We start from the raw sequence: 15,663 nt of genomic DNA on the forward strand, positions 1-15,663 counted from the left end.
CCCGTAATGTGGGTGCGGTGACCGTGAACGTAAACACCTGGCGTGACCTTCCCGCGGCGCAGCAGCCCGAGTACCCCGATGCCGAGGCTCTGCGCGATGTGATCGCGGACCTCGAATCGTATCCGCCGCTCGTCTTCGCGGGCGAGTGCGACCAGCTGCGCGCCCGTCTGGGAGCCGTCGCCCGGGGCGAGGCGTTCCTGCTCCAGGGCGGTGACTGCGCCGAGGCCTTCGACGCCGTCTCGGCCGAGCACATCCGGGCCAAGCTCAAGACGCTCCTCCAGATGAGCGCCGTCCTCACCTACGCGGCCTCCGTGCCCGTGGTGAAGGTCGGCCGCATCGCCGGCCAGTACTCCAAGCCCCGCTCCAAGGGCACCGAGACCCGCGACGGCGTGACCCTGCCCACCTACCGCGGTGACTCCGTGAACGGCTTCGCCTTCACGGAGAAGGACCGCGTGCCGGACCCCGAGCGCCTGAAGCGGATGTACAACGCCTCCGCCTCCACGCTCAACCTGGTGCGCGCCTTCACCACCGGCGGCTACGCCGACCTGCGCCAGGTGCACGCCTGGAACCAGGACTTCGTGAAGTCCTCGCCGTCCGGCCAGCGCTACGAACAGCTCGCCCGCGAGATCGACAACGCGCTGAACTTCATGAAGGCCTGCGGGACCGACCCGGCCGAGTTCAAGGCCGTCGAGTTCTACGCCTCGCACGAGGCGCTGCTGCTCGACTACGAGTCGGCGCTCACCCGCGTCGACTCGCGCACCGGCAACCTCTACGACACCTCGGGCCACATGGTCTGGATCGGCGAGCGCACCCGGCAGCTCGACGGGGCGCACATCGAGTTCGCCTCCCGGATCCGCAACCCCATCGGCATCAAGCTCGGCCCGACGACCTCCGTCGACGAGGCGCTCACCTACGTGGACCGCCTCGACCCGGACCGCGAGCCGGGCCGGCTGACCTTCGTCGTCCGCATGGGCGCCGACAAGGTCCGCGACAAGCTCCCCGAGCTGGTCGAGAAGGTCACCGCCTCCGGCGCGGTCGTCGCCTGGGTCACCGACCCGATGCACGGCAACACCTTCGAGGCGGCCTCCGGCCACAAGACGCGCCGCTTCGACGACGTCCTGGACGAGGTCAAGGGCTTCTTCGAGGTCCACAAGGCCCTCGGCACCCACCCCGGCGGCATCCACGTCGAGCTCACCGGTGACGACGTCACCGAGTGCGTGGGCGGCGGCGACGAGATCTTCGTCGACGACCTGCACCAGCGCTACGAGACGGCCTGCGACCCCCGCCTGAACCGCAGCCAGTCCCTGGACCTGGCGTTCCTGGTCGCCGAGATGTACCGCGACCAGTAGGCCCGGCGGCCGGCAGACGGCGTACGCACAGCGGTGGGGCGCGGATCCATGTGATCCGCGCCCCACTGGCGTATCCGGTCTTCTCCGTACCCGGGCCGACAGGTAAGGTTAGGGTTGCCTCACCGACGGAGCGGGACACGGCCGATCGGGAAGGGCCTCATTCGACCCCCGTCGTTCCCCCCGGGAGGTGAACCGCGTGTACGTATGCAACTGCTTCGGTGTCACCGAGGAGCAGGTCAAGAAGCACGCGGAGGGCGGTGCCTGCACCCCCCGCCAGATAGCTTCCGCCTCCAAGGCCGGCACCGACTGCGGTTCGTGCGTGCGCCGCATCCAGTCGCTGCTCGGACGCGGCGCCTGCCCCCGGCGCGAGCTGGTGGAACAGGGCCGGCCCGCGCTCACCGCCGTGGCCCCCGAGTTCGCGCCCGTCCTCGACGACGCCGCCTGAGGCCGCGGCCCCGCCGTCCCTAGCTCTCGGGCTGCTCGATGAGCTGCGCGATGTAGAGCGGCTCCCCGAGCTTCTCGACCAGCTCCAGCTGGGTGTCGAGGTAGTCGATGTGGTGCTCCTCGTCGGCCAGGATCGACTCGAAGATGTTCGCCGACGTGATGTCGCCCTTGGCCCGCATCACCTCGATGCCCCGCTTGAGGCGGTCGATCGCCTCGACCTCGATCTGCCGGTCCGCCTGGAACATCTCGGTGACCGTCTGCCCGATGCGCACGTGGAAGAGGCGCTGGAAGTTCGGCAGACCGTCCAGGAACAGGATCCGGTCGGTCAGCACCTCCGCGTGCTTCATCTCGTCGATCGACTCATGACGCGTGTACTTGGCCAGCTTCGTCCAGCCGAAGTTGGCCTGCATCGCGCTGTGCAGCCAGTACTGGTTGATCGCCGTCAGCTCGGCACTCAGCTGCTCATTCAGGAATTCGATGACCTCGGGGTCGCCCTGCATCGCAGAGGCTCCTTCCAAGCGGTAACTGGGCAGGTTTCGCGCATCCTCGCACCGTGATCAGGGACCGTCCAGTAAGTGCATGCTTAGTAGGAGTTGCCCGAATCGGGACGTCCCTGGTCAACACCACCCCCCGGGGTCTGTCACCATGGAGTCATGGGTCAGCCGGAGAGCCGGGAGCGGCAGGGAGCAGCGCAGTCGGAGCTTCCGCCGGGTCAGCGCCTCCAGCGCGGGTGGCCGGTGACCCACTACGGCCCGGTGCCCAAGTTCAAGCCGGAGCGCTGGGAGTTCCGGGTCTTCGGGGCCACCGCCGACGGCGACAAGCACTGCTGGAACCACGAGGAGTTCTCGGCGCTGCCGTTCGAGACCGTCGTCGCCGACCTGCACTGCGTCACCAAGTTCTCGATGCTCGGGGCCGAATGGGGCGGGGTCGCCACCCGCACGATCGTCGAACTCGCGCCGCCCGCACCCGAGGTCACCCATGTGATGGTGTGGGCCGAATACGGCTTCAGCTCCAATCTGCGCCTGGCCGACTTCCTCTCCGACCAGACCCTGTTCGCCACCCACAACGGCGGCGAACTCCTCACCGCCGAACACGGCTTCCCGCTGCGCCTGGTGGTGCCGCACCTCTACGCCTGGAAGGGCCCCAAGTGGGTCCGCGGCATCGAGTACATGACCGCCGACCGCCGTGGCTTCTGGGAGGAGCGGGGTTACCACAACATCGGTGACCCCTGGCGCGAGCAGCGCTACTCCTACCAGGAGGAGCCCGGGGACGGCCCCGAGCTCTGAGTCCGTCGGCGGGACGACCTACGGCCGCAGGGACTTGAGCCGGGCCACGTCCGCCGCGTTGCCCTCCTTGCCGCCGGGCGTCTCGATGACCAGCGGTACGCCCTCGGTCGCCGGATGCCCGAGCAGCTCACGGAACGGCTCCTGGCCGATGTGTCCCGAGCCAATGTTCTCGTGACGGTCCTTGTGTGCGCCGGCCACATCCTTGGAGTCATTGGCGTGGATCAGCTTCAGCCGGCCCTCGCCGACCGTCTCCACCAGGAGGTCCAGGGTCTGCTTCATCCCGCCGGGCCCCGCCACATCGTGGCCGGCCGCGTAGATGTGACAGGTGTCGAGACAGATCCCCAGCTTGGGGTGGGCGTCCAGGGCCTCGAAGTAGGGGCCGAAGTCCCAGGTGCGCGAGCACAGGGACGAACCCTGCCCGGCGGTCGACTCCAGGAGCAGGAACGGGTCGTCGTCGTGGGTGAGTTCGTCCAGGAGCGGCAGCAGACGCGCCCGCACCTGGGCGAGTGCCTCCTTGCGGGTGCGTCCGCCGGTCGCCGAGCCGGTGTGCACGACCACGCCGAGCGCGCCGATCGCACGGCCCCGGCGCAGTGAGTGCCGCAGCGACTCCACCGACCGCTCCACCGTCGCCTCCGTGCCGGAGCCGAAGTTGATCAGGTACGGGGCGTGGACGTACGCCGGGATCGAGGCCTCGGCACACTCGGCCCGGAACCGTTCGTCCTGGGCCGGGTTGCCGGCGGGGGTGGCCCAGCCGCGCGGATTGGCCACGAAGACCTGGACGGTCTCGGCGCCGATGTCGCGCGCGAAGGCGAGCCCGGTCGTGGCGAGGCCGCCGGCCACGGGGACATGGCCGCCGATGGGGTTGCGCATGGGGTGGCTACCTACAGTCCCTTGGTGGTGATGGTGATGGTGGAGCCCTCGGGGGCCTGCGCACCGGCGGCCACGGACTGACTGGACACCTCGTCGCTCAGGAACGGGAAGCTGCGGTCGACCTTCACCTTGAAGCCGGCCGCCTCCAGCGCCTTCTGGGCGTCGGACGCCTTCTGCCCGGTCACCTTGGGCACGGTCACCGGCCGGGGCCCCTTGGACACGGTCAGGGTGACGCTGTCGCCCTTGGCCAGGCGCGCGTGCTCGGCGGCCGACTGGGCCGCGACCTTGCCCGCGTCCTGGGGCGAGTTGACCTGTTCGGGCGCGACGGTGACCTTGAGGCCCGCGTCCTGGAGGGCGGCCGTGGCGTCGGCCACCGAGTCGCCGACGACCCCGGGCACCTCGACGGGGGCGCCCTTGCTGAGGACGAGCGCGACGGCGGTGTCCGTGTGGCGCTTGACGCCGGCGGGCGGGTCGGTGCGGATCACCGCGCCCTGCTCGACGTCGTCGCTGAACTCGCTGGAGGTGTCGCCGGGCGCGAAGCCCGCCTTGCGCAGCTCGTCCCTGGCCTTCTCCAGCGCCATTCCGTTCAGTTGGGGCACCTGTGCGGTCTCGGGGCCGCGCGAGACGACCAGCGTCACCGAGCCGTTGCCGCGGATGCGGGCGCCGGTGGCCGGGTCGGTCGAGACGACCTGGCCCCGCTCGACGGTGTCGCTGAACTGCCGGTCGACCTTCTCGACGCCGAGGCCCGCGTCGAGAAGCTTCTTCTTCGCCGCGTCCTCGCTCTGCCCGATGAGGGCCGGAACGTGGGTGAACTGCCCGGAGTTGATGTACCAGACGCCCGCGCCGACGCCGAAGACGAGCAGCAGCGCGGTCACCAGGGCGATGAGGCCGCGCCGGTTGTTCAGGCGGCTTCGCACCGCGCGCCGCGGCGGCTCGGGCTCGTCCTCGATGCGCTGCGGCATGATCAGCCGGCTGGTGTGCTGGACGGGCCCGTCGCTCCTCAGCCGGGTCGTGCGGTGGGCGCCGGTCTCGGGCACGGCGTCCTGCGGCAGCCGCACGGCGGCGGCCCCGGCCGGGGTGGGCAGGGCGCGCGGGATCACGCTCGTACGGTCCTCGGCGCCGGCCCGGCCGGAGCCGGAGCGGGCGCCCGGCGGGACGGCGTCCAGCTGTTCCTCGTCCAGGGCCGCGCGGGCCACGAGGGTCTGCGCGAGCAGGGCCACCGCGTCGTCGGGGCGGACGTCGGGGTTGCGGGCGGTCGCCGAGGCGACCAGCTCGTCCAGCTCCAGGGCGAGCCCGGGCACGGCCGCGGACGGCGCGGGCACCCCCTCGTGGAGGTGGGCGTAGAGGATCTGGGCGGGGGTGTCCCCGCCGTGCGGCTTGGCGCCGGTGAGCATCTCGTACAGGACGACCCCGCACGCGTACACGTCGGCGCGGGTGTCCGCGGTGCCGTGCTCGATCTGCTCGGGCGCGAGGTAGGAGACCGTGCCGAGGACCGAGCCGGTGCTGCTCGTCACCGAGTCCACGGCCCTGACCAGGCCGAAGTCGGCGACCTTGACCCGGCCGTCGTCGCCGATCAGGACGTTCTCGGGCTTCATGTCCCGGTGGACGAAGCCGGCCCGGTGGGCCGCGCCGAGCGCCGCGAGCACCGGCTCCAGGATGTCGAGGGCCGCGCGCGGCTGGAGCGCTCCGCGCTCGCGCAGCACATCACGCAGGGTGCACCCCGCGACGTACTCCATCGCGAGATAGACGTACTGGTCCTGGGCGCCCTGGTCGAAGACGCCGACCACATTGGGGTGCGCGAGCCGGGCGACCGACTTGGCCTCCCGGATGAAACGCTCCACGAAGGAGGCGTCGGCGGCGAGCGCCGGATGCATCACCTTGAGGGCGAGGACGCGGTCGAGACGGGTGTCGACGGCCCGGTAGACCGTGGCCATACCGCCGACGGCGATGCGCGCGTCGACGCGGTAGCGGCCGTCGAGCACCTGCCCGACGAGGGGGTCATGAAGGGTCGTATCCACGCAGGAGAGTTTACGAGCGCCGTCCGGCCCCCTTCACGCCGCGGGCGCGGTGGGGGCCGGACTGAAGCCGAGCTGTGACGCGGACCCGCTAGAACGCGGGGCGCTCGGGGTCCAGCGCGGCCCGCCCCTCCATCGCCGAGGACGCCTCGGCGAAGTGGCGGCGCGGGATGCGGCCCGCGCGGTGGGCGAGGCGGCCCGCCTGGACCGCGTGCCGCATCGCCTCCGCCATCAGGACCGGCTCCTGGGCCCGGGTGACCGCCGAGGCCAGCATCACCGCGGCGCAGCCGAGCTCCATCGCGAGCGCCACGTCGGAGGCGGTGCCGGCGCCCGCGTCGAGGATCACCGGGACGCCCGCCCGGTCCACGATCAGCTCGAAGTTGTGCGGGTTGCGGATGCCGAGCCCGGAGCCGATGGGGGAGCCGAGCGGCATGATCGCCGCGCAGCCGACGTCCTCCAGCCTGCGGGCGAGGACCGGGTCGTCGTTGGTGTACGGCAGCACCGTGAACCCGTCGTCGACCAGCACCTCGGCGGCGTCGAGCAGTTCGATCGGGTCGGGCAGCAGGGTGCGTTCGTCGGCCACCACCTCCAGCTTCACCCAGTGCGTGCCGAGCGCCTCGCGGGCCAGGCGCGCGGTGAGCACGGCCTCGCCCGCGGTGAAGCAGCCGGCGGTGTTGGGCAGGACGCGGATGCCGAGCCGGTCGAGCACCGACAGGACCGAGCCCTGCACGGTGGGGTCGAGGCGGCGCATCGCGACCGTGGTGAGTTCGGTGCCGGACACCACGAGCGCCCGCTCCAGGGTGTCCAGGCTCGGCGCCCCGCCGGTGCCCATGATCAGACGGGAGTCGAAGGTGGTGCCGGCGATGGTCAGACGGTCGTCGGCCATGGTCAGCCCCCCTGCACGGCGGTGAGGACCTCGACGCGGTCGCCGTCGCCGAGCGTGGTCGTCGGCCAGGCGCCGCGCGGCACGACCGTCTCGTTGACGGCGGCGGCGACCCCGGAGCGGGCCGGGGTGAGGGTGGCGACGAGGGCGTCGAGGGTGGTCCCGGGGGCGAGCGCGCGCGGCTCGCCGTTGACGGAGATGGTCATGCGGTCGTCAGCTCCCGTGGTGCGGAGGTGAAGCGTCGGGGGGTGAACGGGCGTGCCTCGTCGGGCAGTTCACCGGTGGCCAGGACGTGTGCCATGACGTCGCCGGTGACCGGCGTGAGCAGCACGCCGTTGCGGTAGTGCCCGGTGGCGAGCAGCAGTCCGGGCAGCGCGGTCGGACCGAGCAGGGGCGCGTTGTCGGGCGATGCGGGGCGCAGTCCCGCCCGGGTCTCGGTGAGCGGCAGTTCGGTGATGCCCGGCACCAACTCATGGGCGTCGCGCAGCAGTTGGTAGACGCCGCCCGCGGTGACCGTGGTGTCCCAGCCGAGCTCCTCGCTGGTCGCGCCGACGACGAGCTCGCCGTTCTCGCGCGGTACGAGATAGACGTCGCTGCCCCGCACCAGCGCCCGCACGGTCCGGGACAGGAAGGGCGCGTAGGCGCTCGGCACGCTCAGCCGAAGCACCTGCCCCTTCACGGGGCGTACGGGAGGAAGGAGCTCGGCCGGTACGCCCGCGAGGCGTCCGCTGAGGCTGCCCGCGGCGAGCACCACCTGGTCGGCCGCGAGCGCGGTGCCGTCGGCGAGGACGACGCCGGCCGCCCGCTCCCGTACGACCGAGAGACGCTCGGCCCAGCCGTGGGTGAACCGGACCCCGGCCCGCGTGCAGGCGGCGACCAGCGCCTTGGCCAGGCGGCGCGGGTCGATCTGGTGGTCGCCGTCGACGCGAAGCCCGCCGCGTGCCCCCGGTGCGAGCATCGGCTCCAGGCGGCGGCAGTCGCGGCCCGAGAGCCATTCGGACTCCAGGCCGCAGCGGACCTGGAGGGCGTGCAGCTCGCGCAGGTGGGCGCGGTCGTCGGAGTCGAGCGCCACGGCCAGGGTGCCGCAGGCGCGGTAGCCGGTGTCGAGGCCGCTCGCCTCGCCCAGCTCGGCCGCGAAAGCCGGATAGCGCCGGGCGGATTCGACGTTGAGCGCGAGCAGGGTCTGCTCGCCGTAGTGGAGTTCGGTGACGGCGGCGAGCATCCCGGCCGCGACCTGGGCGGCCCCGCCCCCCGGCTCGGGGTCGACGAGGACGACGTCGAGGCCGCGCTGCGTGGCCCGCCAGGCGGTGACGAGCCCGATGATGCCGCCGCCGACCACCAGGACGTCGGACCCGTTCCCGGGCCCGTTTCGTGAAGAACGCATGGGCGTCCAGCCCCTCCCTTCGCCGGCATGACCCGGATCAGGTTCGTACGGTCGGAGGCCGCCCAGCCTCCCTCTCAGCCCGGTGCGTCCGGGCTCCCGCGAGTGCTTTACGCCAGCCACCATAGCCCGAGCCGTCGGCCCGCAGTAAGGGAGCGTCCGGGTGGCCGGGGGGCGGGCGCGCGGCCCCCGGCCCTTACCTGACGATCAGTCAGGTGCTTATGGTGACCGGGTGAGCGAACAGCAGACGCATTCCGAAACGCGGCACGTGGTCGTCGTCGGCGCGGGCATGGCCGGCGTCCAGACCGCGGTGGCCCTGCGCGAACAGGGCTTCACCGGAGCCATCACCCTCATCGGCGCCGAGCCCCACCAGCCCTACGACCGGCCGCCGCTGTCCAAAGCGGTGCTGCTCGGCACGTCCGAGGGCTCGGCCTTCGAGGTGGACTTCGAAGCGCTCGGCGTGGAGCTGCGCCTGGGCCTCGAGGTCACCGGGGTGCGGCCGGCCGAGCACCGCGTGGTGACCGAGGCGGGCGAGGTCGGCTACGACACCCTCGTCATCGCCACCGGAGCCGAACCGCTCACGCTGCCCGGCAGCGGGGGAGTGCCCGGCGTCCATCTGCTGCGCACCCTGGACGACGCCCGGCGCCTGCGCCCGGTCCTCGACCAGCGGCACCGGATCGTGGTGGTGGGGGCCGGGTGGATCGGCGCGGAGTTCGCCACCGCCGCGCGCGACGCGGGCTGCGAGGTCACCGTCGTGGAGGCCGCCGACCGCCCGCTGGCCGGGGTGCTCCCCGCCGAGGTCTCGGCCCCCATGGCCACCTGGTACGCCGAGTGCGGCGCCGAACTGATCACCGGGGCCCGGGTCCGGGCGGTCGAGCCGGGCGAGGTGCTGCTCGCCGACGACCGCCGGCTGCCCGCCGACGCGGTGGTCATCGGCATCGGCGCCCGCCCCGCGACGGGGTGGCTGGCCGGCTCGGACATCGCGCTCGGCCCCGAGGGCGCGATCACGGCCGACGCCCGCCTGCGCACCTCGCTGCCCGACGTGTACGCGGTGGGCGACTGCGCCTCCTTCCCCTCGGCCCGCTTCGGCGAACGGCTGCTGGTCCACCACTGGGACAACGCCTTGCAGGGGCCGCGCACGGTCGCCGCGGACATCGTGGGCGAGGCGCCCACCGACTATGACCCGGTCCCGTACTTCTGGTCCGAGCAGTTCGGGCGCTTCGTCCAGTACGCGGGCCACCACACGGACGCCGACGAGCTGATCCACCGCGGTGATCCCTCCTCGACCCCCTGGTCCGTCTGCTGGCTCAGGGACGGCGCGCTGGTCGCGATCCTCGCGGTGGGCCGTCCCCGAGACCTGGCCCAGGCCCGCAAACTGATCGCATCCGCGGCGCCGATGGCCCCCGCGAAGGTGGCGGACCCGGGAACCCCTCTGAAGTCAGCGACCCTGCCGTAGGTGCAAGTCCCCCAGCCCCCTTGCCCACCCGCCCACCCGTGCAGCGGGTTGGACGGTTCGGCCCCCGGGGCTCCGCCCCAGACCCCGAGCCCCTTTGCCCACCCACCCGCCCGTAGGCGCAGGGTTGGAGGGTTCCGGGCCCCTGGGGCTGCGCCCCAGACCCCGGGCGGGGGCTCCGCCCCCTGCACCCCCGTTCGCGCCTGAACGGCGCTCGTCCTCAATCGCCGGACGGGCTGGGGTGCTGGCCAGCACCGAGTAGTTAGGGGCGCGGGGAACTGCGCGAGACGCGGGCACGGTCCGCAGGTGAAGGCCCTGGGGCTCCGCCCCAGACCCCGTTCGCGCCTGAAGGGCGCTCGTCCTCAATCGCCGGACAGGCTGAGGTGCGGGCCAGCACCGGTGCCGCTCAGGGGCGCGGGGAACTGCGCGAGACGCGGGCACGGTCCGCAGGCGAAAGCGGGCTCAGGGGCGCGGGGAACTGCGCGAGACGCGGCCGCGGTCCGCAGGCAAAAGGGGGTTAGGGGCGCGGGGAACTGCGCGATCAGCCCAGCACGGTCCGCAGGCGAAAAGTAGCCCCTCCGGCGGTTGAGGAGCGGGGGCCGGGGGGCAGCGCCCCCAGTGCGGGGGGGGGCGGGGGCGGAGCCTCCGAAAGGCCACCCCGGTACCGACCGCCCCCGCGAGATGGCACGCTTGGACCGTGACCGAGATTGACGCAAAGATTGATGCTCTCGTCCCCGCCTGGCTCTACCTGCCCGACATCGCGGAGATGCTGGACGTGGAGGTGACCCGGGTACGGCAGCTGGTCAAGGAGGGCCAGCTCATCGCCGTACGACGCGGTGAGAACAGGGCACTCCAGGTGCCGGCCGCCTTCATCGACACCGACAAGGTGGTGAAGGGCCTGGTGGGAACGCTGACGCTCCTGAGGGACGACGGCTTCTCCGACGAGGAGATGCTGGAGTGGCTCTTCACCCCCGACCCGAGCCTGCCCGGCACCCCCGCCGAGGCCCTCAGTGAGAATCGCGGCACGGAGGTGAAGCGCCGCGCCCAGGCGCTCGCCCTCTGAGCCGAACGTCGAAAGAGCCCACCCGACCGTGCCACGACGGCGCGGTGTACGGTCCGGTCCACCCGGCCCGTACACCGCGCGGCCCGGCCGAAGACGAACCGACGGGGGACCTTCCATGCCCACGGCCCGTGAGCAGCTCGCCGACGCCCGGCTCTATCTGTGCACCGACGCGCGCAAGCGCCAGGGCGACCTGCCCGCGTTCCTGGACGCCGTCCTGACGTCGGGCGTGGACATCGTGCAGCTGCGCGACAAGGGCATGGAGGCCGCCGAGGAGCTGGAGCACCTGGCCGTGCTCGCGGACGCCTGCCGGCGCCACGGCAAGCTCCTCGCCGTCAACGACCGGGCCGACGTGGCGCACGCCATCGGCGCCGATGTGCTGCACCTGGGCCAGGGTGACCTGCCGGTCCCCGCCGCCCGCGCCATCCTGGGCCCGGACGTGCTGATCGGCCGCTCCACCCACGCGCCGACGGAGGCCGCCGCGGCCGCCGTCGAGCCCGGCGTCGACTACTTCTGCACCGGCCCCTGCTGGCCCACCCCCACCAAGCCGGGCCGGTACGCGCCGGGCCTGGACCTGGTGCGCCACACCGCCGCGCTCGCCACCGACCGGCCCTGGTTCGCGATCGGCGGGATCGACGCGGGCAACCTGGACGAGGTCCTGGACGCCGGCGCGGACCGCGTCGTCGTCGTACGGGCGATCACCGAGGCCGACGACCCGGCCGCGGCCGCCGCCGACCTCGCCCAGCGGGTCCGCGAGCGGCTCGGCTAGTCCCGGGTCGGGCGCGGGTCCCGCTGTCCGAGGGGTGGACAGAAGTCCGGCAATCGAGACAATCCACCCCGTTTGCTTGGGGTGCCGACGCCCCGTGGCTAACCTGCCAGTATGGCCCTTGGCACTGCTTCCACCAGGACTGATCGCGCACGAACCGTGCGCGACATGCTCGCGACCGGCGAGACCACGTACTCCTTCGAGTTCTACGCCCCCAAGACCGAGAAGGGCGAACGGAACCTCTGGAACGCGCTGCGCCGGGTCGAAGCGGTCGCCCCCGACTTCGTCTCCGTGACGTACGGCGCCGGCGGCACCACCCGTACCGGCACCGTCGAGGCCACCCAGCAGATCACCGAGGACACCACCCTCACCCCGGTCGCCCACCTCACCGCCGTCGGGCACTCGGTCGCCGAACTGCGCCACACGGTGGGCCAGTACGCCGATGCCGGGATCCGCAACATCCTCGCGGTGCGCGGCGACCCGAAGGGCGACCCGATGGGGGAGTGGGTCAAGCACCCCCAGGGCGTGACCTACGCGGCCGAACTGGTCTCGCTCATCCGGGAGTCGGGCGACTTCTGCGTGGGCGTCGCGGCCTTCCCCGAGATGCATCCCCGCTCCACCGACTGGGATTCCGACATCCGGAACTTCGTGGACAAGTGCCGCGCGGGCGCCGATTACGCCATCACGCAGATGTTCTTCGAGCCCGAGAACTATTTGCGGCTGCGCGACCGGGTCGCGGCGGCCGGCTGCGAAACCCCCATCATCCCCGAGGTCATGCCCGTGACCAGCGTGAAGCAGTTGGAGCGCCTGCCCCAACTCAGCACCGCGGTCTTCCCGGAGGAGCTTCGGGCCAGGATGCTTGCGGTCAAGGACGATCCGGCCGCTGTACGCTCCATTGGCATCGAGTTCGCCACCGAGTTCTGCTCACGGCTGCTCGCCGATGGCGTTCCCGGGTTGCACTTCATTACCCTCAACAACTCCACGGCGACGCTCGAAATCTACGAGAATCTCGGTCTGCACCAGCAGGCGTAGCCGGAGACCGGTACCCGGGTCAGGGGACAGCTGTACCCGGGACAGGAGAATGAGGGGCGTACATGGGCTGGACGGTCCTCTACATCGCGTTCGGAGTCGTCGCACTGTGGCTGCTCGGCGAAGTGCTGTTGCAGTACAAGGCGCGACTGCGCTGGAGGCTGCTGGCCTTCACCGGATTCCTCGGTGTGGTCCTCGGCGTCCTCATCCCGTCCGTCCTCGTGATCATCGTGGGTGCGATCGCCTTCGCGGTCGGCCAGGTGTATGTCACCCTCTCCTTCCGGCGCGGCTTCTCCACCGGCTGGGCGCTGGGCGGCAGGCCCGGCGCGAGCCGCCGCCGCAAGGCGGGCCGCAGGGGCGCCGCCGCGCCGGAGCCGGTCCTGGAAGTCTCCGACCTCCAGTACGGGGAGCCCGCCGAGGCCGACCCCTTCGACCCCAACGGGTCCGCGGCACCGGCCGATTCGGTCTACGAGCCGCTGCCGATGCCCGACGAGACCGGCCAGTACGGCATCTACCGCCCCGCCCAGCAGAGCGAGGGCGAGGGCCCCGCCCAGTACGGCGCGTACGACCCGCACCAGCCCTACGCCGACCCCTACGCCCCGCCGTACGACGAGACGGGCACGGGACAGCAGCAGTACGCCGCCTACTCGGATCCGTACATCGGCAACGGGGGCCAGGCGTACGGCACCTACAGCGCCTACGACAGCTTCGGCGGCCAGCACTCCTATCCCGATCCGCTCGCCGCGCAGTACGGCACGGACACCCCGCCCGGAGGTGTCTGGGTGCCCCAGCAGCGCGACGGTGAGTACGCCCCTTATGAGCAGCAGCAGGCCCAGCCGCCCTACGACCCGAACCACCCGAACCACACAGACCTGCCGCACCACCCCGAGCAGCAGCCCTACCGCTACTGACGCGCCGCTGTCGACGGGCCCGGGCCGGGCTCACTGCGAGCCGCGGAAGTCGTCCCCCTCCACGATCAGACCGGCCACCAGCGCGCCCGACATCCCGGCGTGCGCGAGCCCGCCCCCGGGGTGCGCCCAGCCGCCCGCCGTGTAGAGCCCCGGCAGCGCCGTCGTGTTCGCCGGGTGCAGGAACGCGGCTCCGGCCCCGGCGAGGGAGGGCGCGGGCACTGAACCGCCCTCGGCGCCGGTCGCCCGCGCGAGATCGACCGGGGTGCGCGTCTCGTGCCACAGCAGCCGCTCCCGAAGGTCGGGCACGGCCGGCTCGGCGGCCGCGATCAGCTCCTCCGTGTACCGCAGGACAAGGCGCTCGTCCGTCCAGTCCACCGGGCCGTGCGGGGCGACCGTCGCCGTCAGCGTCACCGCCTCGTGGTCCTCGTCCGGGCGCACCGCCGGGTCGTCGGGGCGCAGCACCGTGACCGTGGGCCGTTCGGTGCCCGGGCCCGCGAAGGCCGTGCGGGCCTCGGCGGCGGCGTCCGGGGAGTGCACCACCGTGCGGTGCGCGGCGGTCGAGGGGCGCCCACCGCGCAGCGCGAGCAGCACGGTGAAGCGGCTCGGCCCGAGCGCGGCCGCGGGCCGCACCCGGTCCGCACCCCACAACTCCCGCTCCACAAGCATCCGTTGGAGGCCGCGCGGATCCGCGCCGCACACCACGTGGTCCGCCTCGATGACGGCGCCGTCGGCCAGCTCGACACCGGCGGCCCGGCCGTCCTTCTCGCGGACCAGCCGCACATCGGCGCCGAAGACGAACTCCACCTTCCTGGCCAGGCAGCGCTCGTACACCGCCCGCGCCAACTCCCGCATGCCGCCGCGCACATACCAGCTGCCGAAGGTCTGCTCCATGTACGGCAGCACGGCCGCGGAGGCGGGGGCCGTGCTCGGGTCCAGGCCGTACTCCAGGGCGTAGCTCTCCAGGAGCGCGCCGAGCCGGCCGCCGCCCAGCTCCCACGCGGCGACCTCGCCGAGCGTGGCCGCCTGGCGGGGCGCGCGCAGCAGCCGGCGCTGCTTGAGCGCGGGGTAGGGCTCGCGGGCCAGCACCTCCCAGTTGGGCCACAGCGGCTCCTCGAGGAGCGGCCTGCGGGTGCGGTCCCAGGCCTCGCGGGCCCGGACCAGGAAGGCCCCCCAGCGCTCGCCCGCCCCCGCGCCCAGGGCGTCGTCCAGCGCGGACATCACGCCCGCGCGCGAGGCGTTGGGCAGCGCGACCTCGGTGCCGTCGGCGAACACATGGCGCACGGCCGGATCCACCGGGGCCGGCTCCACGACGCTCTCCAGCGGCTCCTTGCCGGTCTTCACGAACAGGTCGCGGTAGACGGCGGGCAGCCGCAGCAGACCGGGGCCGGTGTCGAAGACGAACCCGTCCCGCTCGAACCGTCCCAGAGCGCCGCCGTAGGTCGCCGAGCGCTCGTACACCGTCACCCGGTGGCCTGCTACGGCCAGCCGGGCGGCAGCCGCCATGGCGCCCATGCCGGCGCCGATCACCACAATCCGTGCCATGCCGGCGACTTTATCCGCCGCCACTGACAGCTCACTCCGGAGGCCGGACGACCCCCGCCGCGGCCAGCCGCTTCTCCTCCCGGCGCTGCGCCCTGCGCCGCCGAAACCGGCGGATCTTCCGCCACAGCACGACCAGTATCACGACGCCCAGGAGCAGCAGGACGCCCGCGATCACGGCCGCCGCGAGCGGATGGAAGATCGCGAAACTGATGATCCCGGCGACCCCGAGGTCCTCCGCCGTGCTCAGCGCGATGTTGCTGAACGGCTCGGGCGAGGTGTTCACCGCCATCCGCGTCCCGGCTTTGACCAGATGGCTCAGCAGCGCCGTCGAACCGCCCACCGCGCCGGCCGCGAGATCGGGCAGCGAACCGTTCTGCCCGGCGAGCAGCGCGCCGACGACCGCGCCCGCGATCGGCCGGATCACCGTGTGCACGGAGTCCCAGACCGAGTCCACGTACGGGATCTTGTCCGCGACCGCCTCACAGAGGAAGAGAACGCCGGCCACGATCAGCACATCGGGCCGCTGGAGCGCCTCGGGCACCTCGTCGGTGAGTCCGGTGGCGCCGAAGATGCCGAGCAGCAGGACCACCGCGTACGCGTTGATTCCGCTCGCCCAGCCGCTGGTGAACACGAGGGGGAGTACGGACACGGACGTGATCGTAGTCAGTCGCGCG

16 protein-coding genes and 1 riboswitch are annotated in these 15,663 nt (G+C 72.5%); of the genes, 8 read left to right on the top strand and 8 right to left on the bottom strand.

From position 1 onward, the window contains the following. The first annotated feature begins 8 nt into the window (after positions 1 to 8). Together DWB77_RS27810 and DWB77_RS27815 are read left to right on the top strand one after the other, a co-directional pair. Complete coding sequence (locus DWB77_RS27810; RefSeq protein ID WP_120724179.1) at positions 9 to 1,349, top strand: class II 3-deoxy-7-phosphoheptulonate synthase; 1,341 nt, start codon at positions 9 to 11, stop codon at positions 1,347 to 1,349. A gap of 187 nt (positions 1,350 to 1,536) precedes the next feature. After that, entirely contained in the window at positions 1,537 to 1,794 is a 258-nt protein-coding gene (locus DWB77_RS27815) for a (2Fe-2S)-binding protein (protein WP_120724182.1), read from the top strand. A 19-nt stretch (positions 1,795 to 1,813) separates the two neighbouring features. Here DWB77_RS27815 and bfr read toward each other — a convergent pair whose 3' ends face one another. Continuing rightward, on the bottom strand, positions 1,814 to 2,293 hold the full coding sequence (gene bfr / locus DWB77_RS27820) for a bacterioferritin (protein ID WP_120724184.1): 480 nt from the start codon (positions 2,291 to 2,293) through the stop codon (positions 1,814 to 1,816). A gap of 153 nt (positions 2,294 to 2,446) precedes the next feature. Here bfr and DWB77_RS27825 point away from each other — a divergent pair, with 153 nt between their 5' ends. Continuing rightward, a complete protein-coding gene (locus tag DWB77_RS27825; protein WP_120724186.1) occupies positions 2,447 to 3,079 on the top strand; it encodes a sulfite oxidase-like oxidoreductase in 633 nt (210 codons plus the stop codon). 18 nt (positions 3,080 to 3,097) lie between these two features. On the opposite strand, the gene DWB77_RS27830 is transcribed toward DWB77_RS27825, so the two are convergent. The 5 genes from DWB77_RS27830 to thiO form a co-directional block, all read right to left on the bottom strand. Continuing rightward, the gene (locus DWB77_RS27830; RefSeq protein ID WP_120724188.1) at positions 3,098 to 3,949 is read right to left on the bottom strand and encodes a deoxyribonuclease IV; all 852 of its coding nucleotides are present in this window, start codon (positions 3,947 to 3,949) and stop codon (positions 3,098 to 3,100) included. A gap of 11 nt (positions 3,950 to 3,960) precedes the next feature. Then, entirely contained in the window at positions 3,961 to 5,967 is a 2,007-nt protein-coding gene (gene pknB / locus DWB77_RS27835; RefSeq protein ID WP_162952635.1) for a Stk1 family PASTA domain-containing Ser/Thr kinase, read from the bottom strand. Positions 5,968 to 6,055: 88 nt separating this feature from the next. After that, entirely contained in the window at positions 6,056 to 6,850 is a 795-nt protein-coding gene (locus DWB77_RS27840; RefSeq protein WP_120724192.1) for a thiazole synthase, read from the bottom strand. Positions 6,851 to 6,852: 2 nt separating this feature from the next. Further along, positions 6,853 to 7,053 carry a sulfur carrier protein ThiS gene (gene thiS / locus DWB77_RS27845; RefSeq protein WP_120724194.1) on the bottom strand — a complete coding sequence of 67 codons (201 nt, stop codon included), beginning with the start codon at positions 7,051 to 7,053 and terminating at the stop codon, positions 6,853 to 6,855. Then, positions 7,050 to 8,231, bottom strand: coding sequence for a glycine oxidase ThiO (gene thiO / locus DWB77_RS27850; RefSeq protein WP_120728336.1), 1,182 nt, complete (start codon positions 8,229 to 8,231; stop codon positions 7,050 to 7,052). Before thiO ends, thiS begins: the two co-directional genes overlap by 4 nt. Continuing rightward, positions 8,229 to 8,341, bottom strand: a riboswitch (TPP riboswitch). It overlaps the preceding gene by 3 nt. 119 nt (positions 8,342 to 8,460) lie before the next feature. Here thiO and DWB77_RS27855 point away from each other — a divergent pair. From DWB77_RS27855 to DWB77_RS27875, 5 genes are all read left to right on the top strand, one after another. Next, complete coding sequence (locus tag DWB77_RS27855; RefSeq protein ID WP_120724196.1) at positions 8,461 to 9,684, top strand: NAD(P)/FAD-dependent oxidoreductase; 1,224 nt, start codon at positions 8,461 to 8,463, stop codon at positions 9,682 to 9,684. 694 nt (positions 9,685 to 10,378) lie between these two features. Then, on the top strand, positions 10,379 to 10,744 hold the full coding sequence (locus DWB77_RS27860) for an Rv2175c family DNA-binding protein (protein WP_120724198.1): 366 nt from the start codon (positions 10,379 to 10,381) through the stop codon (positions 10,742 to 10,744). A gap of 115 nt (positions 10,745 to 10,859) precedes the next feature. Then, entirely contained in the window at positions 10,860 to 11,510 is a 651-nt protein-coding gene (thiE, locus tag DWB77_RS27865; RefSeq protein ID WP_120724200.1) for a thiamine phosphate synthase, read from the top strand. Between the two features lie 111 nt (positions 11,511 to 11,621). Next, positions 11,622 to 12,539, top strand: coding sequence for a methylenetetrahydrofolate reductase [NAD(P)H] (metF, locus tag DWB77_RS27870; RefSeq protein ID WP_120724202.1), 918 nt, complete (start codon positions 11,622 to 11,624; stop codon positions 12,537 to 12,539). A 62-nt stretch (positions 12,540 to 12,601) separates the two neighbouring features. Continuing rightward, complete coding sequence (locus DWB77_RS27875; RefSeq protein WP_120724204.1) at positions 12,602 to 13,447, top strand: hypothetical protein; 846 nt, start codon at positions 12,602 to 12,604, stop codon at positions 13,445 to 13,447. A gap of 30 nt (positions 13,448 to 13,477) precedes the next feature. Here the strand turns inward: DWB77_RS27875 and DWB77_RS27880 are convergent, their stop codons facing one another. Together DWB77_RS27880 and DWB77_RS27885 are read right to left on the bottom strand one after the other, a co-directional pair. After that, complete coding sequence (locus DWB77_RS27880) at positions 13,478 to 14,989, bottom strand: phytoene desaturase family protein (protein WP_120724206.1); 1,512 nt, start codon at positions 14,987 to 14,989, stop codon at positions 13,478 to 13,480. 31 nt (positions 14,990 to 15,020) lie between these two features. After that, the gene (locus tag DWB77_RS27885) at positions 15,021 to 15,638 is read right to left on the bottom strand and encodes a DUF4126 domain-containing protein (protein WP_120724208.1); all 618 of its coding nucleotides are present in this window, start codon (positions 15,636 to 15,638) and stop codon (positions 15,021 to 15,023) included. Positions 15,639 to 15,663 lie beyond the last annotated feature (25 nt).

The sequence above is a fragment of the Streptomyces hundungensis genome (genome assembly GCF_003627815.1).
GTDB lineage: Bacteria > Actinomycetota > Actinomycetes > Streptomycetales > Streptomycetaceae > Streptomyces > Streptomyces hundungensis_A.

Excerpts from the sequence above, each read along its gene's own strand:
- bfr (WP_120724184.1), bottom strand. The coding sequence starts at position 2,293 with ATGCAGGGCGACCCCGAGGTCATCGAATTCCTGAATGAGCAGCTGAGT.
- DWB77_RS27830 (WP_120724188.1), bottom strand. The coding sequence starts at position 3,949 with ATGCGCAACCCCATCGGCGGCCATGTCCCCGTGGCCGGCGGCCTCGCC.
- DWB77_RS27880 (WP_120724206.1), bottom strand. The coding sequence starts at position 14,989 with ATGGCACGGATTGTGGTGATCGGCGCCGGCATGGGCGCCATGGCGGCT.
- DWB77_RS27840 (WP_120724192.1), bottom strand. The coding sequence starts at position 6,850 with ATGGCCGACGACCGTCTGACCATCGCCGGCACCACCTTCGACTCCCGT.
- thiO (WP_120728336.1), bottom strand. The coding sequence starts at position 8,231 with ATGCGTTCTTCACGAAACGGGCCCGGGAACGGGTCCGACGTCCTGGTG.
- metF (WP_120724202.1), top strand. The coding sequence starts at position 11,622 with ATGGCCCTTGGCACTGCTTCCACCAGGACTGATCGCGCACGAACCGTG.
- thiE (WP_120724200.1), top strand. The coding sequence starts at position 10,860 with ATGCCCACGGCCCGTGAGCAGCTCGCCGACGCCCGGCTCTATCTGTGC.
- thiS (WP_120724194.1), bottom strand. The coding sequence starts at position 7,053 with ATGACCATCTCCGTCAACGGCGAGCCGCGCGCGCTCGCCCCCGGGACC.
- DWB77_RS27875 (WP_120724204.1), top strand. The coding sequence starts at position 12,602 with ATGGGCTGGACGGTCCTCTACATCGCGTTCGGAGTCGTCGCACTGTGG.
- DWB77_RS27825 (WP_120724186.1), top strand. The coding sequence starts at position 2,447 with ATGGGTCAGCCGGAGAGCCGGGAGCGGCAGGGAGCAGCGCAGTCGGAG.